The 26,955-nt window shown below is 48.0% G+C and carries 20 protein-coding genes; 6 read left to right on the forward strand and 14 right to left on the reverse strand.

Going from position 1 to position 26,955, the window contains the following annotated elements; genetic code table 11:
* Nucleotides 1-249: 249 nt before the first annotated feature.
* The 11 genes from MKX59_RS26035 to MKX59_RS26085 all read right to left on the reverse strand — a co-directional run bounded on the left by MKX59_RS26035 (nt 250) and on the right by MKX59_RS26085 (nt 12,462).
* On the reverse strand, nt 250-1,860 hold the full coding sequence (locus MKX59_RS26035; RefSeq protein ID WP_254349109.1) for an FAD-dependent oxidoreductase: 1,611 nt from the start codon (nt 1,858-1,860) through the stop codon (nt 250-252).
* A 25-nt stretch (nt 1,861-1,885) separates the two neighbouring features.
* On the reverse strand, nt 1,886-2,848 hold the full coding sequence (locus tag MKX59_RS26040) for an ROK family protein (RefSeq protein WP_076295752.1): 963 nt from the start codon (nt 2,846-2,848) through the stop codon (nt 1,886-1,888).
* A gap of 130 nt (nt 2,849-2,978) precedes the next feature.
* Nucleotides 2,979-3,818 (reverse strand): MurR/RpiR family transcriptional regulator, encoded by an 840-nt coding sequence (locus MKX59_RS26045; RefSeq protein ID WP_061832131.1) that lies wholly within the window; start codon nt 3,816-3,818, stop codon nt 2,979-2,981.
* Nucleotides 3,796-4,515: an N-acetylmannosamine-6-phosphate 2-epimerase gene (locus MKX59_RS26050; protein ID WP_076265095.1), complete on the reverse strand. Its 720-nt coding sequence runs from the start codon at nt 4,513-4,515 to the stop codon at nt 3,796-3,798. The genes MKX59_RS26045 and MKX59_RS26050 overlap by 23 nt, the downstream gene beginning before the upstream one ends.
* A gap of 5 nt (nt 4,516-4,520) precedes the next feature.
* Nucleotides 4,521-6,059 (reverse strand): DUF4127 family protein, encoded by a 1,539-nt coding sequence (locus tag MKX59_RS26055; protein WP_076265096.1) that lies wholly within the window; start codon nt 6,057-6,059, stop codon nt 4,521-4,523.
* Nucleotides 6,060-6,159: 100 nt separating this feature from the next.
* On the reverse strand, nt 6,160-7,986 hold the full coding sequence (locus tag MKX59_RS26060) for a protein O-GlcNAcase (protein ID WP_340859406.1): 1,827 nt from the start codon (nt 7,984-7,986) through the stop codon (nt 6,160-6,162).
* 50 nt (nt 7,987-8,036) lie between these two features.
* Nucleotides 8,037-8,927: a carbohydrate ABC transporter permease gene (locus MKX59_RS26065; RefSeq protein ID WP_023986649.1), complete on the reverse strand. Its 891-nt coding sequence runs from the start codon at nt 8,925-8,927 to the stop codon at nt 8,037-8,039.
* A complete protein-coding gene (locus MKX59_RS26070; protein ID WP_013308405.1) occupies nt 8,927-9,808 on the reverse strand; it encodes a carbohydrate ABC transporter permease in 882 nt (293 codons plus the stop codon). Before MKX59_RS26070 ends, MKX59_RS26065 begins: the two co-directional genes overlap by 1 nt.
* 63 nt (nt 9,809-9,871) lie before the next feature.
* On the reverse strand, nt 9,872-11,146 hold the full coding sequence (locus MKX59_RS26075; RefSeq protein WP_023986647.1) for an ABC transporter substrate-binding protein: 1,275 nt from the start codon (nt 11,144-11,146) through the stop codon (nt 9,872-9,874).
* A 183-nt stretch (nt 11,147-11,329) separates the two neighbouring features.
* Nucleotides 11,330-11,896 (reverse strand): DUF420 domain-containing protein, encoded by a 567-nt coding sequence (locus MKX59_RS26080; protein ID WP_013308403.1) that lies wholly within the window; start codon nt 11,894-11,896, stop codon nt 11,330-11,332.
* Between the two features lie 290 nt (nt 11,897-12,186).
* On the reverse strand, nt 12,187-12,462 hold the full coding sequence (locus tag MKX59_RS26085; protein WP_013308402.1) for a GNAT family N-acetyltransferase: 276 nt from the start codon (nt 12,460-12,462) through the stop codon (nt 12,187-12,189).
* 315 nt (nt 12,463-12,777) lie between these two features.
* Here MKX59_RS26085 and MKX59_RS26090 point away from each other — a divergent pair, with 315 nt between their 5' ends.
* The 3 genes from MKX59_RS26090 (at nt 12,778) to MKX59_RS26100 (ending at nt 15,302) form a co-directional block, all read left to right on the forward strand.
* Nucleotides 12,778-13,740, forward strand: coding sequence for an ATP-dependent DNA ligase (locus MKX59_RS26090; protein ID WP_069080761.1), 963 nt, complete (start codon nt 12,778-12,780; stop codon nt 13,738-13,740).
* 111 nt (nt 13,741-13,851) lie between these two features.
* Nucleotides 13,852-14,394 (forward strand): MarR family winged helix-turn-helix transcriptional regulator, encoded by a 543-nt coding sequence (locus MKX59_RS26095; RefSeq protein WP_069080762.1) that lies wholly within the window; start codon nt 13,852-13,854, stop codon nt 14,392-14,394.
* Complete coding sequence (locus MKX59_RS26100) at nt 14,379-15,302, forward strand: alpha/beta hydrolase (protein ID WP_053324455.1); 924 nt, start codon at nt 14,379-14,381, stop codon at nt 15,300-15,302. Before MKX59_RS26095 ends, MKX59_RS26100 begins: the two co-directional genes overlap by 16 nt.
* 60 nt (nt 15,303-15,362) lie before the next feature.
* Here MKX59_RS26100 and MKX59_RS26105 read toward each other — a convergent pair whose 3' ends face one another.
* Nucleotides 15,363-16,298, reverse strand: a complete 936-nt coding sequence (locus tag MKX59_RS26105) for a manganese-dependent inorganic pyrophosphatase (protein WP_269321404.1) — start codon at nt 16,296-16,298, stop codon at nt 15,363-15,365.
* Between the two features lie 362 nt (nt 16,299-16,660).
* Between MKX59_RS26105 and MKX59_RS26110 the strand changes: the two genes are divergently transcribed.
* Nucleotides 16,661-20,953, forward strand: a complete 4,293-nt coding sequence (locus tag MKX59_RS26110; RefSeq protein WP_340859407.1) for a S8 family serine peptidase — start codon at nt 16,661-16,663, stop codon at nt 20,951-20,953.
* Between the two features lie 83 nt (nt 20,954-21,036).
* On the opposite strand, the gene MKX59_RS26115 is transcribed toward MKX59_RS26110, so the two are convergent.
* Together MKX59_RS26115 and MKX59_RS26120 are read right to left on the reverse strand one after the other, a co-directional pair.
* A complete protein-coding gene (locus MKX59_RS26115; RefSeq protein WP_053324453.1) occupies nt 21,037-22,527 on the reverse strand; it encodes a sensor histidine kinase in 1,491 nt (496 codons plus the stop codon).
* A complete protein-coding gene (locus MKX59_RS26120; RefSeq protein ID WP_013308395.1) occupies nt 22,524-23,210 on the reverse strand; it encodes a response regulator transcription factor in 687 nt (228 codons plus the stop codon). The genes MKX59_RS26115 and MKX59_RS26120 overlap by 4 nt, the downstream gene beginning before the upstream one ends.
* Nucleotides 23,211-23,497: 287 nt before the next feature.
* On the opposite strand from MKX59_RS26120, the gene MKX59_RS26125 reads away from it, so the two are divergent.
* Nucleotides 23,498-25,846, forward strand: a complete 2,349-nt coding sequence (locus MKX59_RS26125) for a glycosyltransferase family 39 protein (protein ID WP_028541970.1) — start codon at nt 23,498-23,500, stop codon at nt 25,844-25,846.
* Nucleotides 25,847-25,863: 17 nt separating this feature from the next.
* Nucleotides 25,864-26,955 carry a glycosyltransferase family 2 protein gene (locus MKX59_RS26130; RefSeq protein WP_028541969.1) on the forward strand — a complete coding sequence of 364 codons (1,092 nt, stop codon included), beginning with the start codon at nt 25,864-25,866 and terminating at the stop codon, nt 26,953-26,955.

Raw genomic sequence — 26,955 nt, forward strand, 5'->3', positions numbered from 1 at the left:
CGCGTTTTTCAGCAGCTATAAGATCATATCATGTTCGTTTCAAAAATGCAAGGGTTATTTTTTTTCTTTTTTTCGAAGATCGTTTCACCCAAGCTTTTCGCTTTTGAAACTGCTGTTTTGTTGTCAGCTCAAATAATATATCATAAAGCCAAGCAACTTAGCAAGCACTTTTTTTGTTTTTTTATTTTAGAATAAATCCGTTCATCTTTCAGCTCATTTAAATCAGTCGAGGGGCTAGTTGCCCCTTCATTAGCTGATGACTCCCTCTGGCTCGAATACCTCTGCAGGCCAGTGCAGTTCCACACCTTGGCGAAGAAGAACATTTTGAAAACATCCAAGATGCTCTGCTGATCGGCTCACTTCAATGGGATATACTTCGTTGGAGACACAGTAAGCCGCCAGGCTTCCCGCTGATTCTCCTATATTCCATTCTGTAGGATGCAATCGATAGCAGCCATTGGCTATTTGGGTCATCCCTATATTTTTGCAGGCAGGAAGTAAATTGCGCACTCTCACCGGAATAAGTGAGCCCAATGGAATTTCATAGGGATAGTTAGGGATGTAGAATGTTCGCTGAGATACCGTAGTTGGATGAAGATCCAAATGATAGCTACCTACACCTACACTGTCTGTATATCGCTTTGGCCCCTCTTCCCCCCGAAGCTCACGACTTACATCAAACTCAGATATCATATACTTGGCCTGAATTCGGCGTGACTCGCGAATATAAGCCGTTTTAGCCAGACCGTCAGATGTGCCGAGAATATCACCCCGTGGTCGAATTCCCGGATAGCCGAACCCTCCATCTAATCGGGGCGCTTCGGTTTGAAGCCAATATATTAATGAACGAGTCAACTCACGCGCTCCTTCTCGATGTTTTGCCTGCTCCTGAGCGGTGACACCGATCAATGGCCCTAGGTAATAATCATTTTGCGCCCAGTTTAAAAGAGTTACCTCACCATCATTTAGCGGTTCGCTCCATATCGAGGAATCTACAATACGACGATAATCCCATAAGGATACAATGCCCTGATCGTTAGGAAACAATGTGAACTGTTTTAGTTTACTGGTATCATCCGCGTCAGTAGCAAACCAGCTCAAAATCGGAAAACGGGAAAAGGAAGGAATATAATTTCTCCAGAAATCATATTGTTGCGGGCGCTCTATAATGAAGCTTTCCTGGGGAATATAGTCTACGGCAGCCACATGTGTGATAGATTGCATATCAAAAGGGTTAGCACACTCCAGTGCATGAGGTTCACCCGTAGCAGCCCGCGACTCCGCTCCACTCGTATGCTCCACGCCCGCCATTGGAAGGAGATCACCACACTCTGTCGCATCCAGATAAAACGTTCCGTGCAGCACTCTAAATCCACACTTATGATCAGAGCTATTCGAGGTACGGACAGTTACAGAAGTAATACAGTCCCCATCCGTCTGAACGGCAATAGGCACGGTGTGATAGTATACATGAACGCGCCCCGTATTCAAATAGGGAGCGAGCATATCTTCAAGCACCCGCAGAGCTACCCGTGGTTCATGGGCCAGACGGCTTACCCAACCGTTCCCAGGGTTGAGAATGGGATTATTCCGTGCTTCTTCGGTTAACGGATAGTTCTGACGGTAATAGTCACGCACACGATTACGGAACTCACGGTATGTTGCTGTGCAGCCAAATTGCTCGATCCATCGATGCTCATCTGGGGGAACCGCCTGTGAAGTTAACTGTCCCCCTAACCAATCCGTCTCCTCCGTCACGATGACTCTCATGCCAGCCTTCGCCGCCGCAAGAGCTGCCGATGTCCCCCCCAGACCTCCGCCAATCACAACAATGTCGGTATCAAGCCGTTTTTGCGTCATGGTTCGTTCCCCTTTCATTCTTGTACTAGGACTCGGTCATTTCAAAAGCAAGCCGTGCAGCGCCGATGATTCCAGCGCGGTTGCCCAACAATGCCCGACTTACTTCCGTTTGAACTCCAAGTTGGTGCAGATGCTTTTCCAGCATGGGCCACCAGACCTCTCCCGCGTCCGCTACTCCTCCGCCTACAATGATTGCCTCAGGATCAAGAGGCACCGAGATATTAGATAGAAGCACAGCTAAATCTGCGGTGTAATCATCCAGCACCTGGATTGCTTCCTGGTTACCGTGAGCGGCCTCTTTCACAATCTCGTTCCCTGAGCGGTACAATTTACCGACGTGTTCCCTACCTCGACGTAACAAGGCGCTCCCCGATACATATTGCTCGGCGCACCCTTTTTTTCCACAATTGCAGGGATGTCCCCCCGGGAATAGAATACTGTGCCCCCAATCACCGCCGCTCCAATGAGCCCCTCTGCACAAGAGGTCATTTTCCATATATGCACCTCCGACACCTGTTCCCAACGTGAGCATCACCAAGCGTCGCTTGCCCTTCCCCGCTCCCTGCCACGCTTCTCCAAGTAAAGCGGCGTTCGCATCATTATCAGCAACCGCTCGTAAAGCCAGTTTTTCTCTAGCCCACGTTACCAAGGATGTACCTTGCCAGCCAGGTAGGTTATCTGTGGCATACACAACTTCGCCGCTCTCCACATTTACTCGGCCAGCAGTAGCAATGCCTAGAGCGCCTACATCTATATGGGCACCGATGCTGGTATCTCCAAAAGAACGCAACAATCCGAGCACAGATTCTGACACCCGCGACAACACCCATTCACGTCCACGGGAAGCGTCCGTATCCAGCCGGATTTCATCAAGCACCGATCCGTCCCGTGCCACTATGGCGGCCTTCACCGATGTGCCCCCAATGTCGATTCCAATGACTCTGTTCACAGCAGCTGCCACCACACCAACCTCCTTGTTGCCCCACATAAAAGCTTACTAGCTCTTTTTACAAACCTTCTATTTAGTAGCAATACATGAAATAGCCATTCATATGCACCACAAACACAAGTCATTGAACTGTCAGAGCGCACAGTTTTCAATTCACAACTGAAAAATCTCAATAACTTCGTTCAATAACCGCCCTCGCTGTTTTTTCCTTCATCTGTTTGGTGTGATTCGTGTGCTTGCGAGCAAGCCCTTCGCAGATGAGGTCAATCACGAATAGTTGTGAGATTTTAGCGCCGATTGAGCCACCTTCTATCGGCGCTTCCTTGCCCGCGGTCAGCAACACGATATCTGCAATGGAGGTAATGGGTGATTTGGCATAATTCGTAATTGCGATAACAGTTGCACCGTTTTGCTTGGCTTTGTGCAGCATATCGTTCGTATCCAGCGTACTTCCTGATACACTAATGCCGATAGCCACATCACCCGGGTTCATGGACACCGCCATCATCGACTGAATATGTCCGTCTGCCACAGCCTCGGCGCGACGCCCGATCCGTAAGAAACGGTTTTTAGCATCCTGCGCAGAAATTCCCGAAGCGCCTACGCCGAAAAATTGAACATAGCCCGCTTGATCGAGACACGCAATCGCACGACCAAGCTCTGAATGGTCCAGCAGTCCCATACTGGAGTGCAAAATATCGAGCATGTTGTGATACACCGTACGCGTAATATCTTGTTCGTCATCTGGGTCGATGTTCTCCTCGCCCATATCGGTTTTACGATAAGTCTGGTTTTGTGCCAGGGACAGTCGGAAATCCTGATAACCTTTGAAACCAATTTTCCGACAAAAGCGCATCACCGTCGTTTCGCCTGTACCTGCAAAATCCGCCAGCTCCGTCACGGAGAAATATATGATATCTGCGGGATGCTCCAGTACGCATAAGGCGACTTTCTGCTCCGATTTCGTTAATGAAGGATAATACGTGTTAATTCGGTCGTTCATCTCCATAGATGCATTTCACTGCCTTCCTTGCGGCATCGGCAAACCGCTGCGTAATCAATTGGGGTCTGGTAATCGCCGAGCCTACAACCACTGCATGTGCTCCCATTCGGAATGCTTCCTCAACCTGCGCTGGATCATAGATTTTGCCCTCTGCAATTAAAGGAACAGGAACCAGTTCCGACGCTCTCCGAACCAGCTCCAGATCAGGACCCTCAATCTGAGTAGAGTACGGCGTATACCCGGATAACGTGGTGGATACGCAGTCTGCGCCAAGGGAGGCCGCATGAAGCGCCTCCTCCAGTGTCGATATGTCTGCCATGGAAGTGACTCCCTGCTCATGGGCATAATCTAGGAGCCTCTTCAGCTTACATCCCGCTGGGCGCGGTCGTAATGTGGCATCCAGCGCAATGATATCCGCCCCTGCCTCCACCAGTTCCTCCATTTCACGAAGGGTGGGCGTAATGTAAATATCAGAATCATCATAATCCCGCTTAATCAAGCCAATCACTGGTAGAGAAATCGCCTGTTTAATCGCACGTACATCCGATGCGCCATTGGCGCGAATCGCTACAGCTCCACCTTGCTGTGCGGCATGCGCCATTTTGACCATAGAATCTGCTCCATGTAACGGTTCGCCTGGGAGCGCCTGACAGGATACGATCAGTCCGTGCTGAACTTTGGATAATACACCTTCCATTCCCATAGGAATCACCCTCTCTTCTCGGCATGATGCCGTACGGTTAATCCGACTTCAAAGGTGCGGTTCCACGGCATGTAGCAATCTATAATTTCCACGCAACCTTCCGGCCCGTTCACATATTCATTGAGTGCCTGCTCCAGCCGTCCACGAATAACCGCAGCTACCGAGCCTCTCGGTCCATCGAGCATAAACTTGGTAAAACCCATCTGCTCCACAATCCCGTTATTCATAGCCGTACGTACCACAGCGCAATAACAGGCATCCTCGGCGTAGCGCAGCGACAGAAAATCCAAATGTTCCTCCGTAGAGCCATAGTGGGTATACAGCATGGACTGAGCAATGACGGTGCCCAGCGTGTTAGAACTGGTATTCCAGCCTGCATAACCTGCCAGCTTAAAAAGCAGTCCTTTTTGCTTTAATAGTCTAAGTAGCTTGAGATCTGCGCCGTTGGCGTAGCCCACATCAGCAACTGCAACATTTTGACCTGCATATTGCAGCATATAAGAACCGTACTCAACCAGCTCTACTACATTCCGATGTACATCATATCCGGTCATTGCACGCTGCTGGGATGAAGCCTCTGCCATCGTGTCACCGGGTGTGTTAGCCAACAAAATCAAATCAGCCTCCGTTGCCGAGGAAGCTATCAGCCCACCTGCCGCCATAATCTGATATTTTAAGGTTTCGTAAAAATAGCGATCTTCAAAAAGCGGAACTACGAATGCCCCCTGCAAAGCAGACAATCGGGGATACACCAGTGGGACTACATTATTCATCTTGTTAACCCAACGAGCCAGCAACGTACAACCCACTTCATCTGCCCCCGGGTACATGTATACATTCAAATCCAGCCCAAGCTCAGAAATACGACTTCTTAGCCGCTGCTGATCCTTGGCGGTATAGCCGTAGGGAGCCGAATCATCCTGTGGGATGATCATAAAATCAATGATACCTTCTGCTACGAGATCCAGTGCAACTTCATTAGCCTCCAAATTCACATGGCGACGCCCCAAGTAATCATCCAGTATTTCCATTGGCAAACGCTCGTTTATATCAGCTAATTCGAGCAACTCTTCAGCGGTAGCGATCCCCAGCTCCTGACGATGCTCAATGAAGCCCTTTCGGAATATCTCACGCCCCCAATCGGCATAGTAATCCGGTTCTTCATCAGCCAAAGAGTATTGCGGACAACGCATAATTAGTTGAAATGCATACAGAGTCAGTTGCGGATATAGTTGCTTTAGCCTGCGAAGCCGATTCACTCTATCTCTGACCTGCTCGCTCGACATACCGTGTAGTCGAGAAGGTACGATTCCTCCGTACAGCAACGTATCCATCGCAACAATGGCTCCATCAGCAGTAGCCGCGCGTTCTTCGAGCCATGCCCATAGTCTGGTCGTATCGCCAGGGGTTTTCTTTTGTCCCATCCATTCTAATGGGGGTCGCTCCATTTCCAAGTCTGTACCCTGTGCCAGTAAATAAGGAAATTGATAATTACAGGGCCGCTCATCTAGCGGTATAAAAAGTAATCGGGTGTTTGACTTCACCGTACGTTCCACCTCTCCTGAAAATTACCGTTATCCTAACGGCAAATGATTATTTTCAGGGCAGCTATGCTGCCTTGGTTTCATAATCCATCGCAAACACTCACAAGATCAGTCGATATTTGCCTTGTTCGTCCTGATCGACATAACCCCACTGCGCGGCAGCACGGATCGCCGGATTGCTACCCAGCCGAGCCTCCGCTTCTAAGCAAGCAGTGATACCGCGTCGCAGTTCTCCTGCAATTTCGTCCGTCAGAGGCGACGGCTCTTGCCCGCCAACTGCTTTGCTCGGCGTGCTGCTTCCCCTTGAATGTGCATCGTCCTGTCGCTCGCCACTGAGCGCAGCTTGGCGCAGCACATGCCACAGGCCTGCGTCCAGCTCGGCACGTTCCAGCCACGATGCGGCCTGGGACACGAAACCTGCCGCCGGATCATCAGCAGGCACGTTCCGTAGGACGCTCACGGTCTGAAGCAGCCGCTCAAAGTACATATCCAGCGCAGGGATATCGCGCATTTGCAAAGCAAGATCCACGTCCTCATACGCGCTGCCGCCCAGTCGGCTGTTCCTGTTTTGACGACAGAAAAACATCAGTTCATCCGCACGCTCTCCCGCTAACTCCCGCGCAGCCCATTGCCAAGATAGCTCAGGCATATACCGTTCACTGTTCCACATATAGTGGGACATCGTAATGAGCGTCACTTTGGAGCATTCCCACTGATTCATCGGGTTGGCCACCATACCGGTATGTCCACAGTCTGGTAGCCCGGAATACCGTCCGCGCAGCGGATCAAGGAATAACCGATCATGGTCACAATCATTCACCGGGATGTTATCCCACAGCCACAGCTCATGTCCGAAGAACGCATGATTATCAGCGGCGTGCTCGCGACTAATCTGTGGGGCAAAAACAAAGTACCCCGTCCAGAACACCTTAATCTCCGGATGCAGCCGCTCACGGAAGTCCTTTTTGTATTCGGTATCCCAATACGACCAATATTCCGAAGGACAGACTGTCAGTGTAAACTCAGGCAGCCGTTCAGCCAGCCATGTGTGAACCTTGTTCGTCAAAAAGACATGAGCGTGACCCGAGCGGCCCAGCAAATGTCGATTTTCCCCTTTGAGTACATAATCAATATCATCCATTAATACAGAAAAATGACGTACGCCAATCGCAATCACGTCCGCTAGCTTTTCCGTCAATTTAAGGAAATCTTCATCGCTGCCAAAGCTTAGGTCGTTCCCTGGACTGATACAGTAATGAAAATCAATCTCATGCCGTTCGCAGGCTTCCTTTAATTCGCGGATCTGGGCAAACGTATCCTCAGGGTACGACTCTCTCCATAGCTCACGATGATATGGATCATCCTTGGGGGCATACATGAACGTGTTCATCCGATGCGCAGCCATAAAACGGACAGCATCCATCCGATCCGCGAAACTCCACGGTTTCCCATAGAAGCCCTCAATAATTCCTCTGACCGGGAAGGAAGGCTCATCCCGAATAGACATCACCGGCAGAGTACATCGCTCCTGTTCCACTTGAAGCAGGAGATGCAGGGCATCCATGCCGTATTTGAGCCCTCTTTTATTGGAAGCATGGACTTCAATCCGCCCGTCCTTCTGAATGTCCAACCGATATCCGTCTGCAGCAAGCGTTCCGTCATATTCGAGCACCAACTGCACGCTTCCCCGTGTTTCAGTCGGTACACCCGGTCCTGGAGGCACAATAAGCTTGATCGGTCCCTCGGGGTCCAGCACACCTTCATACTCCTGATTCATTGCAAAGCGAGAGGACAGTTCACAGATCAGACGCGGTTCGGAGATAACCAGCCTTTCCCCGCTGTCATACACATCACGAAAATAATATTGTATCTCCTGCGGTGATAACCCTACACCCGAATGAGGCCCCATTCCTTTGGACAATTTCATCGCAATCATCTCCTTCCATTCACAGGCTCTTCGTAGCCATGACTACTGGCTTATCCTTTTACCGCTCCCGCCAAACCTTCCATATAGTAGCGCTGTGTAAACAGGAACAATATAATGATCGGCAGTACCGAAATCATTGTGCCTGCAGCAATCCAACCGAAGTTATAGGCAAATTGACCGTTGAGATACGTGAGCGCAGCTGCCAGCGGATATAGCTCCGTATCGTTTAAAATAACGATAGGCCACAGAAAGCTGTTCCAGAACGACATCGCCTCCAACAGAGAAATTACAGCGAGCGCCGGCTTGACCAGCGGAAGCACCAGCTGCCACCAAATTCGAAACTCCGAAGCGCCGTCCATTTTACCGGAATCACGCACATCAGTGGGGATATGAATAAACGTCTGTCGCATTAGAAAAATGTTGAACACGGAGACTGCCCCGGGCAACACCACACCCAAATATGTATTGCCCAGATGGAGCCCTTGAATGGTCAGATAATGCACAATAAATGCGGTGTAGGAAGGAATAATCATCGTGGCAATCAGCAGCGTAAACACCAGATTTTTACCCTTAAAACGAAATACAGCCAAGGGATATCCCGTCAGACTGGCGAGTACCACATTGAGCACAACGCCCAACACCGTAATGATGACCGTATTCAGCATATACTTTGGAAAATTCATGAACTGCCACACCTGAACATAGTTGTCGAAATCGATAAAGGTCGGAAAAATAGCGGGCGGCGTTGAAAAAATGTTACGACCTGGCATGAGGGATACGCTGAGCAGCCATAGGAACGGTCCCATTAAAAAGAGGGCGAGTAGCACTAGAAGCACGTAGATGACCGTCATTCTCAGCATTCGAGCAAGACTGCGCATGATGCGGCTGCTTTCCTTTTTAGGAAGAGATGAGCGTAGCATTTTGTCATCCTTTAGATTCATCAATAGGGATTGACACCGCCTTTCCTATTGAATCGGAATACGATAATACTAAGTACGGCAATCATTGCACCGACAATTAAGCCAAGCGCAGAAGCATATCCAAAATTGAACTGCTCCATGCCCTTTTGAAAAATATACAAGCTGGATGTCAACGTGGCCGTTCCCGGTCCACCCTTGGTTAGTACATATACTTCATCAAATACACGAATAGCTGACATGAGTGATATAAGGGTACAGAACAAAACGTAAGGTCTTAACAGTGGAAGAGTAATATGAACAATCAGACGCCATCGGCTTGCTCCGTCGACTCTAGCGGCTTCGTACAGATCTTGAGGAATATTTTGTAATCCAGCCAGATAGAGCATCATATAATACCCGAGTCCCTTCCACATTGTGATGAACATCAGTACATACAAGGCCAAGTTGCTGTCCGATAACCAGTGTATGTCTTTGCTAATCAAGCCGACCTGCATGAGCAAGTAGTTCACTACGCTGTTATTGCCCAATAGCCAGCTCCAAATTAAGGCTACAGCTACCATCGAAGTCACAACAGGGATGTAGTAGGACGTACGAAATATTTTAATTCCCGGGATACGGCTGTTCACAAGCACAGCCATCAGGATGGAGAAAATTTGGAGAAAGGGGACAATGAGCACGTACAACAATGAGTTCCAAATTGAAATAAGAAAGTTACGGTCCTTAAACGCCGCTTCAAAATTATCCAAGCCGACAAAATGGGTATCTGATATGACAGAGTAGTCTGTCAATGCCAGCGGGATGCTGTAAATAATAGGCCAAAATACAAAGACGGCAAGCAATAACAGTCCTGGCGTCATAAAGGCCCAGGCCGTAAAGGACTCCGACCTTAACCATTTGATCATGCTGCATCACCACCTGATTTTGATAAATGAACAGGGGAGTATTCACTTACTCCCCTGTCAAACCTATTGCTTTAAAATATCGTTCACTTCCTGCTCTAGGGCAGTAAGCGTCTGCTTCGTATCCGTGCCGTTCAATACAATATTTTGCAAAGCTCGCGCGATGGCACTGTTCACATCTTTGGCATTAGGCACACCGACCATATAATCTGTCGCCTTATCCAAGCTTTGCGCGGATACTACCTTGGCTTGTGCTTCTAATGATTTGTCAGACTGAGTAAAATATGGATCTTTAATGGAGTCTTTCGTGGAAGGTAGTGTATTCGCCGCTTTAGAAAAAGCTGTTTGACTCTCTGCGTTTGTCAAGAAAACAGCAAATTTCACTGCTTCGTCCACATGTGCAGACTTAGCAGGTACGACCAGGTCCATGGAGTTGGAGAGCCGCACATCAGCTTTACCGGTTGGGACAGGAACAGCAATTGTGTTCTTATAAACATCCGGCGCTGCCGTTTTGATAAAATTGATGAACGTTGGGCCTGCCAGCTCGAAAGCAACCTGCTCGCCGGCATAATATTTCACTTGTTGTGAGAAGTCAGCGTCTTCCTTGAGTACAACGCCATCTTCCATCTGTTTTTTTAGATTATCAATCATAGTGACTGCTTCTGGTGTATTGAACGCCGCTGCTGTCTTTTCTTTATTTAGAATAGGAATGCCGTCCACAGCGAAAAGCTTGGATACAAGCTGCTGAGCATAGCCTGCTTTGCCAATTTTTCTATTGATTTGACGGCCCCAATCAGACAATTCCTCCCGGGTTTTGGGCGGATGAGCAGGGTCCAATCCGGCGGCTTTGACCAGCTTTGTATTCATGTAAAGCACTTCTGTACCGGTATACCAGGGTAGCGCATAAGCTTTACCGTTAATGACTGTGGAATTATAAATACCCTCGAAATAAGCAGCCTTTTCCTCGGGCGACAAATGCTCATTCATATCAACAACAGCACCCTTGGAGCCCATTTGGCTAGCAAATTCTGTATTGAGATTGACTACATCCGGACTGCTGTTACTAGCGATACTTGTCAACAGCTTGTTGGTCACTGCATCATAAGGGTAATCCTTCCAGTCAATTTTGACATTGGGGTTCTTCTGCTCATAATCGGCAATCACCCGATTGAAATACGGGGTAAATGTAGGTTGTAGTGCAATGGTCCAAAATTGCAGTGTTACTTTCCCTCCGTCAACCTTTTCCGACTTTGATCCTCCACCACCGCAGCTGCTCAGCAGTACAACCAGCGCCAGCATAGATACAAGCAACCGTAACCTGCCTTTCGCTTTCTTTGTCACATGGTGACCCCCTTGTTCTTAGTTGATTAAGGCAAATTATAGCAGAAATACCGCTAAAGAAGGAACGTTTTTTCAATAAAATAAATTTAGAAGGAATAATTTTTCTTTTATTGGATACAAAAAAGACGCCTCTTCAGCAGAGACGCCATTTTCCTAAATCAACCCGCAAAGGGTTCACATCTATTAATAGTATGGGGCCATGAAAACGTACACCAGTACCCCAGTCAAGCTCACATATAGCCAAATTGGCATCGTCCAGCGCGCAATCTTACGATGTTTTGCTACCTGCATCGTCCATCCCCATACAACTGTGAACAGTGCTAGCGGTACAATAATCGCAGCCAGTATGCTATGCGAAATCAACAGCGTAAAGTAGATCGGCCGAAGGATACCCACCCCACCATATTTTGCAGTTTCCGGCGAAATGTAGTGAAAGGTCAGGTAGGAAAATAAAAATAAAACGGTACTGGCGAAGGCCAGCAAAACAAAGGTTTTATGAAGCTTAATGTTCTTTTTGAAAATAGCAACCAGTGCAGCCACCAGAAAAATAAATGTGAAGCTGTTAAAAATCGCATTCAGCCTTGGGAAAATAGTGAGATCAAAACTCACACTACCCTGGTATCCGATCGGCGAAAAGAACAGCAGCAAAATAATCACGTTGGCTATAATGGAAACGGTGATAATCAAGGCTGTAAAATTACGATTGCTCGTTGGAACGTACTGCTTGTCCTCACTCGCTTTATTCATCATGAGCGTCTCCTTCGTTAAATTCAGGTTTTCGTTACTGTTGTAGTCATAACCATAATATATTATATAGAACTCATGGACAGCCTGTGAAGTGACAACAGTATGAACAATTTCACAGCCATCTGTCAGAAAATATGCTTCAACATTTGAAAATAGCCCTTTACTTCCCTATATCAACGGTAGAATGCATTGATTTTACAAGCTTTATACACACAAAAAAACACCGGGAAGGTCTGATTACCCGCTCCGGTGTTGTATCGGTTATGCAATTAAGCAGCCTTGATGATCCATATTCATTGCTGCCATACGTCACTGTATTCCTGATGGCGCTTGAACAGAGCAAGCGCGTACGAGCAAGCAGGAATAACCTTTTTATGCTGATTCCTTGCCATATCAACCACTCGGTCGATGAGCTCCTTGCCGATTTTTTGACCCCGTAACTGCTCGGATACAAATGTATGGTCAATGACCAATGAGTGGTCATCTATGGATTTATAGCCTACTTCTGCAACTACCTGTCCATCATCCACCATGACTACTGCATGGTCCTCCTCGCGAATTTGTCTCATGAAACCAATCTCCTTTCTGACTGAAGAAAATCCCGTTACAACTCCATGCTAACGAATTACTGCAATCACTTCATGCCGACGCTAGATATCCTTATCATTCCCCTATTTAAGAATCAGCGAAACATCACATACGAGGATTTTGCAAAAATCCCATAAGCGACTTCCAATGAACAAGATATAGATCGAAATGGTTTAGTTCGTCTATATCTTGCACTTCGGAGCGACTGGAATCGAATTTTTCAAAATCCCGATACATAAAATAGGATCTATCGTCGACACTATATTTATTCCAATGAAGGCAAGGGAGGTGCTGCGTTGCGTACGGAATTAAAACCTGTAATCCCGTTTGAACCGGAACTGAGCGAAAAAGTACCTGTAGATCCGGGCCTTTGGCGTTACGAAATAAAATGGGACGGTACGAGAATTTTGACGTATCACGACCAGGGCGGCACACGTCTGTTCAACCGCAAGCAGCACGAACGAACGCTTTTATACCCGGAGCTTGCTCTCTTCCCCTCCTACTGTAAGGCTGATTCGGTCATATTGGACGGGGAAATGATCGCACTCGGTGCCGACGGTAAGCCATCGTTCCATGAAATTATGCGACGGGATCTGATTCGTCGGACGGATCGAGTTCAGTCAGCCTATGAAGCTGTACCCGCTACTTACATGTTGTTTGATATTGTTTATCTGAACGGGGAGTGGGTTCATCTTAAACCGTTACAGGAAAGGCTTGAACTGCTGCATCAGATCATCATACCGAATGAACGGATTCAACTAGCTCCCGCTCATCCTGATGGACAAGCTCTATTTCAGGTCATGTGCAGCCAAGGAATGGAAGGCATTGTGTGTAAAAAGCTGGATAGTCCGTACACATTGGGCGGAAAGGACGGACGTTGGCTCAAGGTCAAAAATTATGGCGATATCATTGCCGTTATCGGTGGCTATACCCTAAACGGAGGCATTATCAATGCTGTGTTGCTGGGCCAATATGATAAACAAGGAATGCTGCGCTATATCGGGCATGTGGGGACGGGTAAGCTGACTCGGGAAGATTGGCGTCAGCTTACCGAGCGCCTGCTACCACATACCATATCGGAGCGACCTTTTAGCAATAAACCGGATCGGCATCAAGACGCATTTTGGGTGAAACCCATGTATACCGCCAAGGTTCAATATAGTGAATGGCGGTGGCAAGAAGGACGTACCCTGCGTCAGCCCTCCATACAAGCCTTTGTGAATCAGGGCCCCGATCAGTGTATCGGCCCCTGGATGTGACGTTTTACAGATATATTTTCAAAAAAATGCGGAACAAAGTTTGTATAAATCATTGCAACCAGTGGTTAATTAAATTACAGTTAACTAATTAACTACATCGAGGTGGATCGCATGTTCTTTTTTTTGGACTCCGAAATTCGTCAACTGGCCTATAATCTCTTTCCAGGTGGCAATAAACCGATTGGTGTTTTGGTAGATTTATTTTCCATAACGTATGAAATACGTAAAAACATGGAAAAACGTTCGCGTGAATTTGGTCTGTCCTACGGGCAATATATCGCGCTTTGTGTACTTTCAGCGCAAAAAGATGAAATGTCATCTCCTTCTGCTTTGGCTGAAAAGATGGGGGTAAGCCGGGCAGCAATCAGTTCTATGGTTATTTCTCTCGAACAAGAGGGATTCATTAATAAATATGACGATCCCAATGACAAGCGGGGAGTGTTCGTGTCCCTGAACGATAAAGGAAGAAGTAAAATTCAACAGATGGACCCCTTTTTCGTAGGGCTGGCTTCACGTCTGATGTCAGACTTTAGTGAGTCGGAAATCTGTCAGTTCCAAACCTATTTGTCACGCGTACGTTCTGCGTTTGAAGATGTCAAAGGTTCACGTCTAACCGACTCCAGAGAGGAGAGAGAAAAATGGTGCGAAGACTGAGACAAAAACTGTTCGTCAAACTTGCCCGCATATCGGCTGGCAGAATGGTAGCTGCGTCCGATTTCAAACCTTCGCATTCTCCCAAAGTACATCGGAAAGAAAGGATCATTCCCACCTCTGTTGGTGACTCCAGGGTGATTGTATATGAACCTTCTCACCGGTCTGCTGATCCACTCCCTGTATTTGTGAATTTCCATGGCAGCGGCTTTGTAATGGGCAGCGCCGAAATGGATGATCCCTGGTGTCCGGTCATTGCTGAACGTGCGAATTGCGTTGTCGTTAATGTCGATTATCGCTTGGCCCCGGAGCATAAATTCCCTATCCCGCTACAGGAAAGCTATGATGTGACCCAATGGTTGTACGAGCATCCTGATGTGCTCAACGTAGATCCTCAACGCATTGCGGTCGGGGGACACAGTGCAGGTGGTAATCTAGCGGCAGCGCTGTGTCTTATGGCCCGGGATCGCAAGGAATTTCCGATTATATATCAGGTACTGGATTACCCACCATTAGATATTGCTACAGATCCCAAATTGAAGCCCCAATTCGAGAAAGCGATTCCGCCACGAGTAGCAAAAATCTTTAATGAAAGTTATCTGCACTCACCAGATGAGGCGCGGAATCCGTTAGTTTCCCCCCTTTTTGCAGAATCACTACATAATCTCCCTCCTGCTCTGATCATAACCGCGGAGTTGGACTCCTTGGCTGACGAAGCCGAGTTGTACGCCAAACGGCTGATTGAAGCAGATGTGCCCGTGACGTATAAAAAATACATGGGTGCCGCACATGCATTTACCCATAGCGGCGATCTCGCTGTAGCTGAAAACGCCTGGCACCTGATGAGCGATCAGTTGAAATTGGCATTTGAATTCCGCATCGGAGACGTCCTGGCAGAACTGAAGAAATAGAAATAAGCCTCCTGCTTCCACTGCCATTATGCAGGGGTTCAGGAGGCTTATTTTTTATCCTTACAAACTGTTAAAAGCGTCAGTCAATACAGGCACAATTTGCGATTTTCGCGATACAACGCCTTTTAGAACAGCCTTGTTGTCATCCAACTGTACATTATAGGCTTTCTCAACCGCTTGTGCTTGGCTTCCCAGGGCAATACCAATGGAATCACTGTTCACAATGTCTGTTACAACGAACAGGAACAGATCGAGATTTTTGGCCTCAATGGTTTGGGATAATGCAACTTCTAGGTCAGCTTGACGCGATAGCACATCGTTGACGTCTACTGCGTTCACTTGAGCAATTTCCACTTTGCGACCATTCATCTGAAATTCTTTGGCATCCAGACTTACTAACTGTTCAATGGTGTGACCACTCAAATCAGCCCCCGCTTTAAGCAAGTCAAATCCGTAACGATCTGCATCCACACCAGCAATTTCAGCCAGTTCACGAGCAGCAGCCACGTCTTGATCCGTGCAGGTTGGGGATTTGAACAACAGGGAATCGGAAATAATCGCGGACAACATTAGACCTGCGATTTCTTTCGGAATCGCTACACCATTTTCCTTGTAGAGCTTGTTCAAAATGGTGGCTGTGCAACCCACTGGCTCAGCGCGGAAGTATAACGGCTGGCTTGTTTCAAAGTTAGCGATCCGGTGATGGTCGATGACTTCAGTTACACGTACTTTGTCAATATCAGCGGCGCTTTGCTGGCGCTCATTATGATCGACCAAAATGACGTTGTCCGTTTCAGCAGCAACCTGCTCAACTAGACGTGGCGCGCTCACTTTGAAATAATCCAGTGCATACTGCGTTTCCCCGTTCACCTCGCCCAGACGAACCGGCTCTACGTCCGCGCCCAGTTTGGTTTTTAAGTCTGCATAAGCAATAGCTGAGCAAATGGTATCCGTATCCGGATTTTTATGCCCGAAAATCAATGTTTTTGCCAACATAATCGACTCCTTTGCCTTAGGCATTTTACATGTTTGTGAAACCTCAACAATTCCAATGCAGATTATATCATTAAATCTCGCATTCTCCCATTCCCCTTCGATTGTTTTCAAAAATAATCTAGTAAATTCATAACATTTCCATGGAATCTATATGTGATGTTACCCTTATTTTTTCTAAAAATATAAAAAACATATAGTAATATATCCCACCAATATGGTAAGATATGCCTCAAAACTGGCAAGTTAGTCACCAGTGGTCAATTCTATTATTTTAGATATTAAGGGAGGCGTGAGAACAACGGCAGTGGCTTCAAATCCTAGTATGTAGACATATCATATTTTGATTGAAAAGAGGGAAATCTTTGAAAAAGCCGATCATTTTGCAAAAAATACCTGTCGTATCACTCGCTCTTGCCTTGACGGTAAGCTTGTCTCTGCCGTCTGTCAGTTCTGCTGCTACCGCAGATCTGCAAATCAACTCATTTTTGGAAGCTCAGCAAGCATTGACTATTGAGGCGGCTCCGGCCTTCATTTCGCCAGAGCTAAGCACAGATTCTTCCCGCCAGGTCAGAGTCATCGTACAGCTTGATGGTGAGCCCTTAGCCGTGGACAAGTATGCGGCACGTTCAGGCTTCCAAGCTTTCACAGCTCAATCTGAGCAAAAAGCGGAATCCGCGATTGCCACCGAGCAAACTACGTTCGTAGACCAAGCCGCTGAGCATGGTATTTCTCTTCAGGTGAATTACCAGTACAACACGGTGCTTAACGGCTTGGAGGTCACACTACCAGCCAATAAGATTCCAGAACTGGCTAAACTGCCAGGTGTAAAATCCATTCATGAAAACAAAACGTATTATTCCATCCCCGTACAGGACCCGCCAACACTTACAGCCAGTGAAGCCACTTATGATAACGCACCGCTGGACCAGATTGGTGTTCCTGAAGCCTGGGCCAAAGGATTGAATGGCGAGGGAATCAAGGTCGGGGTTATTGATACTGGTATCGATTATGAGCATCCGGATTTGAAAGAAGCCTATAAAGGCGGATATGACTCTTTTGAACAAGACAACGACCCTTACGAGGAACCGTTCCTTGAAAAAGAAAATGACCCATACGGCACAGGTTTTAGCGGAACGACACATGGTACTCACGTCTCCGGCACAATTGCCGGTAAAGCCGCAAATAAATCCTCGGATATTGTGCAAAAGGGTATTGCCTATAAATCGGACTTATACGTGTATAAAGTGCTTGGACGCAATACCAAGACGGGACGCTCCTCCGGTTCCTCCGCACAGGTCATTGATGGCATTGAACGCGCTGTCAAAGATGGTATGAACGTCATTAACCTGTCGCTGGGCTCGGATTCCGAAAAGGACCCGAACTCCCCCGACTCCATTGCTATTAATAATGCTGTACTTTCCGGCGTAGTCGCGGTCATAGCGAATGGTAATGCGGCACAGGAAGGCCCCTATTTTTATTCCATGGGTTCTCCCGCAACATCACAGTTGGCGATTTCCGTCGGTGCAGCCACTTCGCCGAGCAAAAGCTTCTCGGGTACAGCTTCGGTCACCCGTGACTCCTATTGGGAGACTAACGGTGAATTGAAAAAGACCGTAACTGATGATGCTTATGTACATTATGATTTTAATTTGATGGGCTGGGAGACAGGCAGAGAAGACTTTGCCTCCATTTTGGGAACTGCCCCTTATGAGCTCGTATATGCGAATCTGGGACAACCTGATGATTTTGAAGGGAAAGACGTAGCAGGAAAAATCGTCCTCGTTTCACGCGGCAACTTGGCATTCGTGGATAAAATCGCAAATGCGAAAAAAAACGGTGCGAAGGCTGTAATCGTTTTTAATGGGAATACGAAAGCGGGCGACATCACCAAAGCTGATTTAGGGGAAAGTATTTCAGGTCGTAATGACTACGTAAATTCCAATTTGGGTGACAGCTTTGACTTTATTCCGACCTTTGACATGAAAGGTAAGGAGGGGCGCGCGCTGGCTAAACAACTTGTGGACAATGCTGGAGAGAAGTTCTCCGTCTCCTTTGGGGCAGATTATATTCGTACAGATAATGCAGGCGATACGATGGCCGGATTCAGCTCTCGTGGACCGAACGGAGATGAACTGCTCAGCATCAAGCCGGATGTGAGCGCACCGGGTGTGGGCATTTTATCAACCTACCCTGCCTTCGCCAAGTTCTATCCGGATGCATCTTATGAGCAAGCCTACAAACGCAGCAACGGTACAAGTATGGCGTCTCCGCATGTGGCTGGACTTGCTGTGCTGCTGAAACAACAGCATCCAAACTGGACACCGTTTGATATCCGCGCTGCTCTGGCAAACACTTCGGTTACACTCTTTGATGAGGATAAAATCCAATATGATGTGTATTCCCAAGGTGCAGGCCTTGTAAACATCGCTAATGCGATTCAGACGCCAGCCCTGCTGGAAACCGTCGAAAAGATTACGATTCTCGACAAAAACTTTAATCGGCAGGAGGTTGTGAATTACAATCCTTCCGCCAGCTTCGGGGTGTTACGACCTGGTAGTGATGCGAAGCAGATTCAGCTTCAACTCAAAAACTTGTCGGCTAACACTGTGCAATATGAAGCCAGCACCGTTTTACATGATAATGTAACCTCTGATCCAACTAAGCCGATTGCTACACCTGACGTGAGCAACATTGCCGTTCAGTTGCAAGGTGTGGGCGCGAATGGAGCAATCTCGGCAGAACCGGGTAAATCGCAACCGTTCTTCCTGTCTGTACAACCAAATTCAGGTGCAGCCACAGGTGTATATGAAGGGGAAGTTATTCTGAAAAGCGCCGGACTGCCAACACTTCATCTGCCGTTCGTCGTTCATGTAGGCAAAGAAAATCCAACAACTGGCTTCGGCTTGCAGGACTTGAGTGTCACCAACCCGATTATTTATCCGAGTCGTACAGGTGCTCAACGCTCAACAGATTTGGCATTCCGCCTGACCACAGATAAAACCAACCAGATCGCGCTTTATGTATACGGCGTTGATGATAAATTAATTGGTCTTATTGACGGCATTACGACTTCAAAAGAACAAGGAGCCAACGCTCGCCTCAAACAAGGCGCATATTCCTTCAAGGATATTGACGGAAGTTACGTCGAATTAGATGACAATGGAAAACCTGTTCTGGATGCTAACGGTCAGCCCGTGATTCAGCATTTGAAGGACGGCGTATACAAGCTGGAAGTCAGTTCTCCAGAACTGAATAAAGACGGCGAAGTCGTACGCAATACCGACGCTCCTAAACTCTTCACCGCCACTAAAGCTATCCGTGTGGATAATAGCGCCGCATCCAGCGGTAGTGTTGGAGGCAGCGGTGGTGGAGGTGGCGGCAGAAGCAATACTACACCTTCTGCTGCAACGAACACATCCACTCCTGTCTCTACATCTGCACCTTCACTTCAAAGCGTTGTGAAACAAGGGCAGGCTGTTAAAACTGTCACTACAGCCGTTGCATTGAACAATAATGTACAGTCGCTGACAGTAACCGAGGCAGATTTACAGGGTGCCGTGACAGCAGCAGGTTCCAGCCCGACAGCTATTGTACTGTCGGCTACTAGCCAAGCAGGCCAAACGACGAAAGCATCGCTCACTTCCACACAACTGGTAACGTTGGGCAAGGCTGCAGCAGGAAGCAGCTTGATTGTAAGCAATACAGGCTCTTCTCTGGCTTTGCCAGTATCCGCTCTGAAAAATGTTCCTGCTGGTGCAGGCATTGAAGTGATAATCAGCAGCCAGAGAGAGGCGAGTGGCACTTTTACAAGTAAGCTGAAAGGCTCCAATGTGATCGGCACCCCGGTAGGGTTTGAAGCTAATGTTGTCACTGGTGGCAAGAGTCAATCGCTCAAAGTTGCTCCAGGACAGTTCATAAGCAGATCCTTTACCGTACCTGGTCAAATTGATTCCAATACAGCCGGTGTACTTTATACGGCAAACGGAAATGTCTATCCCGTTCCATCCGTCTTCACCAAGCAGGCTGATGGATCTACCGTCGTCAAGGTAAGCCGACCGGGCTTCTCGACGTATGCAGCGGCGACACGTCCCGTTAGCTTTGAAGATATTTCATCGTCGTATGCCCAATCCGAAATTCAATCGCTGGCGAACAAGTTGCTGATCAATGGCACGACCGACACGACTTTCTCACCGAAGAAGAAAGTGACACGTGCAGAATTTGCAGCCCTGGTAACCCGAGCACTCGGCCTGACACCGGGTACTGCTGCACCATTCAGTGATATCCCGGCAGGTAGTTGGTACTCCGGCGATGTAGCAGCCGCTTATGAAGCTGGTTTGATTACGGGTCGCAGCAGCGACAAGTTTGATCCGAACGCTAATATCAGTCGTCAAGAAATTGCTGTCGTGCTGGGTAAAGCTGTAGATCTGCTTCAAATCAAAGCAGCAGTCGATGGCCCTGCACGTACACCGTACCATGATGCTTCATCCTTTGCAGGCTATGCCAAGGACAGTATTGAAAAAGTAAGTGCAGCAGGTATCATCAACGGAGAAGCGATTAAAGGCTCCTCCTACTTCCAGCCGAATGCACCTACAACCCGTGAGGCATCTGCCAAGGTGCTGCATGTGCTTTTACAGAAAGCTTCGCTGATTAACTAACAATAGAAAAGCCTCCCGAGCCGTGTTATAACCAAAGCTGCGGTTCGGGGGGCTATTTTTATGTTACGCCATAATCTTAAATACTATACTGTTCCCGCTAAAGGTAACGTTACTTTGAATACACTTCCCGTTCCCGGTGTGCTTTCGGCCGTAATGTTCCCGCCGTGTGCTTCTACGATAGACTGTGTAATGGCCAGACCAAGGCCCGCCCCGCCTGAGCTACGTGTACGCGATTCATCTCCACGATAAAAACGCTCAAATATCCGCTCCAGCTGTTCTTTACTCATGCCTGGTCCGTTATCACGAATTTGGATATCCACCAACTTCTTACCTGCAGACAGGTTTACCTGGATCACACCTCTTTCCATATCGGTATGCTGAACAGCATTGTGAAACAAGTTGAGCACTACCTGCTTGATTTTATCCCCCTCTGCCAATACCCGTATACCTGCCGTCATATCAAAAACCACTTTACGTGTACCTGCCAGCATAAGGAGCTGCGGTTTCATTTCCAGCAGCAACGCATCTAGTGATATGTCTTCCAGCTTCAACTCCGGTGTTCGATCCAGTTTAGCCAACAATAGTAAATCAGAGACAAGTTTATTCATCCGCTTGGATTCACCATACATACTTTCTAGTGCCGACTGAAGCTGCTTCGGATTAGATGCTGCCCCACGAAGCAGCACTTCCAAGAAGCCGTGAATAGACGTGAGCGGGGTGCGCAGTTCATGGGAAGCATCCGCAATAAATCGTCTCATCTGCATCTGCAATTCCCGTTCGGCAGCAAAAGAATGCTCCAGCCGTTCCAGCATCCCGTTAAATGAAACCGCCAAACGATCCACCTCATACTGCCCCTGCTCTGCGTCAAAGCGCTCGGCCAGATTGCCCGCATCAATACGTTTGACTGCCTCGACCATCCTGGAAAGGGGCACCAACGTGCGGCGCAGCACAGGAAGCATAAGCGCCAACCCAATCGCAAGCGCAATCAGAGACAATAAAATAAAGGTGCGGAGCTGGTTAATCAATTGCTCTTGCATAGAAGTCGTGGATACGCCCATTTGAAGTAAACCGGACGAACGGTCAGGTGGACCGAGCGGACGGAATACAACCAGTTGCTCTTTCCCCTGAGCATCCGTGATTAATTGATAGCCGTGGCGCATGCGTTTGCTCTGCTGCATTGCATGATATTGCTCAGTGGTGAGACGTGGCGGCTTAAGTCCGTTTTCGTTGGACAAGCTCTGGAAAGTGCCGTCTGTATCTATAGAAGCGAGCGACATATCCGGCCAAAACAAAAACGGCCCCGGTCGATTATTCCTCCGATTGGTTTGTTCTTGGGGAGCGGTTACCCCACTCTGCTCCTGCGAATCCTTAATCAATAAATCGGCAGGAATTGAATTTAACTGCGTATCCATAGCTTCTGCCCGACTGCGATACAGAAAATCTTTCATCAGAAAATATTGTAGAAAACCAATCAATACGAGCAGCAAAGCCAAAATGAGTAACGTTCTAGCCAAAAGCTGGGACCGGAGAGAACGAAGTGCATATTTTCTCCGACTTTTCCCGCCCGCCTTCATAGCAGATCCACCCGGTAGCCCACACCGCGCAGCGTACGAATGACCCGGTGCTCCTTGTCTTTGAGTTTTTCACGTAAGGAGCGAATGTACACCTCAACAATATTATCCTCGCCTCCAAAATCGTACCCCCATACCCGGTCCAGAATACGACTTTTACTCAGCACAATCCCGTGATTAAGCACCAGAAACTTCAATAGTTCATATTCGGTAGGCGACAGCTCCAGCACCTGACTCTGATAACGAATTTCCTTGCGTCGATCATCCACTTGAAAGGGGCCGTGAACCACTTCCCCCAGCAGATCGGGGAACTGATTGCGCAAGCGCGCTTCAATGCGAGCCAGCAGCTCATTAAAACTGAAGGGCTTTACGACATAATCATCCGCGCCGAGTTTTAATCCCTTTACCCGATCGTCTACATCATCCTTGGCGGTCAGCATAATGACCGCGATGTTATCCTCCGTCTCCTTGAGACTTTGGCACACCTCAAAACCGTTCATTTCCGGCATCATCACATCCAGCACCGCTACATGCGGACGAAACTCTCTTGCCAAATCGAGCGCTTTACTCCCGTTCTCGGCGGTTCTGACTTCATATCCTTCATTAATCAGTCCAAGCTCTAAAAATTGCAAAATATGAGGCTCATCATCTGCCAGCATAATTTTAACTCCGTGTATTGGATTCATTATTAATCTTCCCTTTCATGTTGCCGCATTTTTCTCATAAAAAAGTCAGTTCATTTTTACCTGTATCTAATATACCTGAATCCTGTCGCAAAAAAAGTACCTCTGCTCAGCTTTCAGCTAACGTTCAGGGAGCGCTCAGAACCCATTAAGGTACGTATGGCATGATAATAGCAAGCCGGTAGTTCACCGGGCCAAGATCAGAAGCGACTGGTCATTCCGCAGTCCTGAAGATAGCGGCTAGAACAACGGAATAAATACAAAGAATTTTCACAGGGAGTGGAATGAACATGATTAAGAAATGGTTTAAGACCAGGGCGGACATCCCCCTGATCATCATTATGCTGATATCCGCATTTTTGAACGGATACAACATCTGGCAAGACAAATATGTAAACACCTATTACACGACGGCCGTAGCAAGCATGCTACAGAGCTTTCACAACTTCTTTTTCGCCTCACTTGATTCTGCTGGATCGGTAACGGTAGACAAACCGCCTGTGGTTTTCTGGATTCAGACACTGAGCGCCTATATATTCGGGCTTCACGGATGGAGCGTTATCTTGCCACAGGCGCTGGCTCAGGTCGGATCAGTCTTGCTCGTTTACTTACTCGTCAAACCGAGCTTTGGTACGATGGCCGCACGATTGGCCGCCTTCGCTATGGCAACGACACCGATAGCCGTAGCGGTTAGCCGCACGAATAACATCGATGCTATGTTGGTTTTCACACTGTTGCTCGCAACATGGCTATTGTTCAGAGGCATTAGAAATAGCAAAACCGGGCTGATCCTTGCTGCTTTCGCAGTCGTAGGCATCGCCTTTAACGAAAAAATGTTGCAAGCCTATATGATCGTTCCCGCATTGGGTCTGTTCTATCTGTTGGCCTCCAAGTTTAACTGGAAGCGAAAAGCAGTAACACTGGTAGGATCAGCAGTTGTCCTCCTGATCGTATCGCTCTCCTGGGCAGTCGTAGTGGACTCCACTCCGGCAGATGAACGCCCTTATATGGGAAGTAGCGGTACGAACTCTGTGCTGAATTTGGCCTTTGGTTATAACGGCCTGTCCCGTCTGACAGGAGATCAGGGTACAGGTGGCAATCGTGGCGGTGAACGCACGGATCGGAACAATAACGCTACAACGAATAGCAGCGATACGAACACAGATCAAGCTCAGACGACTACAACATCGGACAGCACTACCACTACGGATGACTCTGGTGCCAACAACATGGCAGCAGGCGGATTCGGTGCAGGTGGTCAAATGCCACCGGGTGGATTTGGCGGCAACGGACAAGGTGGTCCTGGAGACGGGCAAAATGGCCAGGGTGGTCCAGGCGGTGGACCGGGAGGAAATTCCGGTGGCGGCATGTTCGGCACTGGCGAAAAAGGACCTTTGCGGTTGTTCCAATCTTCCCTGTCAGGTCAAGCCAGCTGGCTGCTTCCATTCGCATTGATTGCTTCCATCGGTCTGCTTGCAAGCATTCGACGTCGTAATATCACACAAAAACACAAAGAGGTCATCTTCTGGCTGGCCTGGTTGATTCCCGTAGCTGCGTTTTTCAGCGTAGCAGGATTCTTTCATCATTATTACCTGATTATGCTCGCGCCACCAATTGCAGCGCTCTTTGGAGCAGGATTCGTAGAATTGTGGAAGCAGTATCGTGAGCGTTCCAACTGGCTCTCCTGGCTGTTACCCGCAGCAGTATTGGCAACCTCGGTATTTAGCTGGTTTGTTTTGCAAAATTACAACGATACCATTGGCAGCGGCTGGTCCATCGCGGTATTGATCCTAGGGATCATCGGCACGGTGCTGCTGATAGTAGCACGAATGAAATCTGAGAAGTTCACAAGATTCGCCATCATTGCAAGTGTACTCGCTATGTTTATCGGTCCTGCATACTGGGCATTGACACCGATCATCTACGGGGGGAACAGCATGATTCCACAAGCCGGACCCACTCAATTTGGCGGTGGTGGTGGAATGCCGGGAGGCAATGATCGCAATAGAGGTCAGAGCGCCAATGGACAACAAGCCGAAGGAACTCAAACGAATAACCAGACCAATAATGCAGAGAATTCCAGCCCTGACGGTAATACTTCAGGCACACAAACAAGTACAGACACGGAACAAAAACCTTCTACCCGTTCCAGAGGAATGGGGGGACCCAACGGTAGCCAAAGTTTAGATCAAAAAACGTTGAGCTACTTGCAAAAAAATAACACAGGTGAAACCTACCTTTTTGCAGCAAGTAATTATTCAACGGCTGCTCCTTACCTGGTCGAGGCCGGACAAAAAGTAATTATTATGAACGGTTTTGTATCTTCCGATCCAGTCTATACCGTCGATAAAATCAAGGCGCTGGTCGAAAGCGGCCAAGTGAAGTACTTCATGATTTCTGGTGGAGGTGGCGGACCAGACGGCGGTAACTCTGAAGTCACTGCATGGATCAAAGAACACGGCAAAGTGATTCCTTCAGATGAATGGAAAACAACAACAGGCGAAACAAGTACAGACGTTAAAGCAACCGAGAGCGGAAGCGACACCACGAACAGCAATGCGAACGCCCAGGATGGTCAAGGTGGCCCTGGCGGAGACGAACGTGGCGGAAGCGGTACTTTATACGAAATCACATTATAAATGAGGAGGAACTACGAATGAGTGAACCCATCCGTTATTCCATTGTTATTCCGATGTACAACGAGGAAGCCGTTATTACGGAAACCTACCGGAGGCTGAAACAAGTTATGGGCTCGATGGGTGAGCCCTACGAGCTGATCTTCGTAAATGATGGAAGTTCGGACCGCAGCGTCCAATTGATCAAGGAATTCAGTCTCAGAGATGACACCATTGTATTGATTGATTTCTCTCGCAATTTTGGTCATCAGCTAGCGATTACTGCCGGGATGGATTATGCGGTGGGGGAGGCGGTCGTCGTCATTGACGCCGACCTCCAGGACCCGCCGGAACTGATTGTTGAGATGGCTAACAAGTGGAAGGAAGGCTATGAAGTGGTCTACGCCAAACGACTCAAACGCAATGGCGAGACTCGCTTCAAGAAATGGTCTGCCAGCCTCTTCTACCGTGTACTTAAAGCATCAACGGATATTAATATCCCGGTCGACACCGGGGACTTCCGCCTAATGGATCGCAAGGTCATAGAAGAATTGAAACGGCTACCGGAAAATAACCGATTCGTTCGTGGACTGGTCAGCTGGATCGGTTTCAAACAAACTGCTGTAGAATATGAGCGCGACGAGCGGCTCGCAGGCGAAACCAAATATCCGTTGAAACGAATGATCAAGCTCAGTCTGGACGGGATCACATCCTTTTCGATTAAACCGCTCAAGCTGGCAGGGTATATCGGTGCACTTCTATCCATGTCCGGCTTCCTGTATCTGATGTACGTACTGTTTCTCAACTTTTTCACCGACTCCTATGTGATGAAGGGCTGGTCGTCTATGATTAGCATCAGCCTGATCTTCGACGGGGTGATCCTGATCATTCTCGGTATTATGGGTGAATATGTTGGACGCATTTATGACGAAACCAAAGCACGTCCGCTTTACATTGTCCGTGAGCATCTGGGTGGACAATACGAAAACGGTCCGACGCATGCTATGAAAGTCCCTGAACCCCGTGACTCCCTGTACATGCAAGGAGCCCGTGAGAGCCTGATTTCGACAGGACGCACAGTGCGCGGCAACAGTGCGGTATATACCGGACCTAAATCCGGTCATGGAGCCTAA

This window comes from Paenibacillus sp. FSL R7-0340, from assembly GCF_038002205.1.
GTDB lineage: Bacteria > Bacillota > Bacilli > Paenibacillales > Paenibacillaceae > Paenibacillus > Paenibacillus polymyxa_B.

Coding starts and splice junctions, on each gene's coding strand:
- MKX59_RS26065 (WP_023986649.1), bottom strand. CDS start 8,927: ATGAATCTAAAGGATGACAAAATGCTACGCTCATCTCTTCCTAAAAAG.
- MKX59_RS26085 (WP_013308402.1), bottom strand. CDS start 12,462: ATGAGACAAATTCGCGAGGAGGACCATGCAGTAGTCATGGTGGATGAT.
- MKX59_RS26120 (WP_013308395.1), bottom strand. CDS start 23,210: ATGAATCCAATACACGGAGTTAAAATTATGCTGGCAGATGATGAGCCT.
- MKX59_RS26095 (WP_069080762.1), top strand. CDS start 13,852: ATGTTCTTTTTTTTGGACTCCGAAATTCGTCAACTGGCCTATAATCTC.
- MKX59_RS26080 (WP_013308403.1), bottom strand. CDS start 11,896: ATGATGAATAAAGCGAGTGAGGACAAGCAGTACGTTCCAACGAGCAAT.
- MKX59_RS26060 (WP_340859406.1), bottom strand. CDS start 7,986: ATGAAATTGTCCAAAGGAATGGGGCCTCATTCGGGTGTAGGGTTATCA.
- MKX59_RS26125 (WP_028541970.1), top strand. CDS start 23,498: ATGATTAAGAAATGGTTTAAGACCAGGGCGGACATCCCCCTGATCATC.
- MKX59_RS26130 (WP_028541969.1), top strand. CDS start 25,864: ATGAGTGAACCCATCCGTTATTCCATTGTTATTCCGATGTACAACGAG.
- MKX59_RS26045 (WP_061832131.1), bottom strand. CDS start 3,818: ATGGAGATGAACGACCGAATTAACACGTATTATCCTTCATTAACGAAA.
- MKX59_RS26040 (WP_076295752.1), bottom strand. CDS start 2,848: ATGTGGGGCAACAAGGAGGTTGGTGTGGTGGCAGCTGCTGTGAACAGA.
- MKX59_RS26105 (WP_269321404.1), bottom strand. CDS start 16,298: ATGTTGGCAAAAACATTGATTTTCGGGCATAAAAATCCGGATACGGAT.
- MKX59_RS26035 (WP_254349109.1), bottom strand. CDS start 1,860: ATGACGCAAAAACGGCTTGATACCGACATTGTTGTGATTGGCGGAGGT.
- MKX59_RS26070 (WP_013308405.1), bottom strand. CDS start 9,808: ATGATCAAATGGTTAAGGTCGGAGTCCTTTACGGCCTGGGCCTTTATG.
- MKX59_RS26115 (WP_053324453.1), bottom strand. CDS start 22,527: ATGAAGGCGGGCGGGAAAAGTCGGAGAAAATATGCACTTCGTTCTCTC.
- MKX59_RS26100 (WP_053324455.1), top strand. CDS start 14,379: ATGGTGCGAAGACTGAGACAAAAACTGTTCGTCAAACTTGCCCGCATA.
- MKX59_RS26050 (WP_076265095.1), bottom strand. CDS start 4,515: ATGGGAATGGAAGGTGTATTATCCAAAGTTCAGCACGGACTGATCGTA.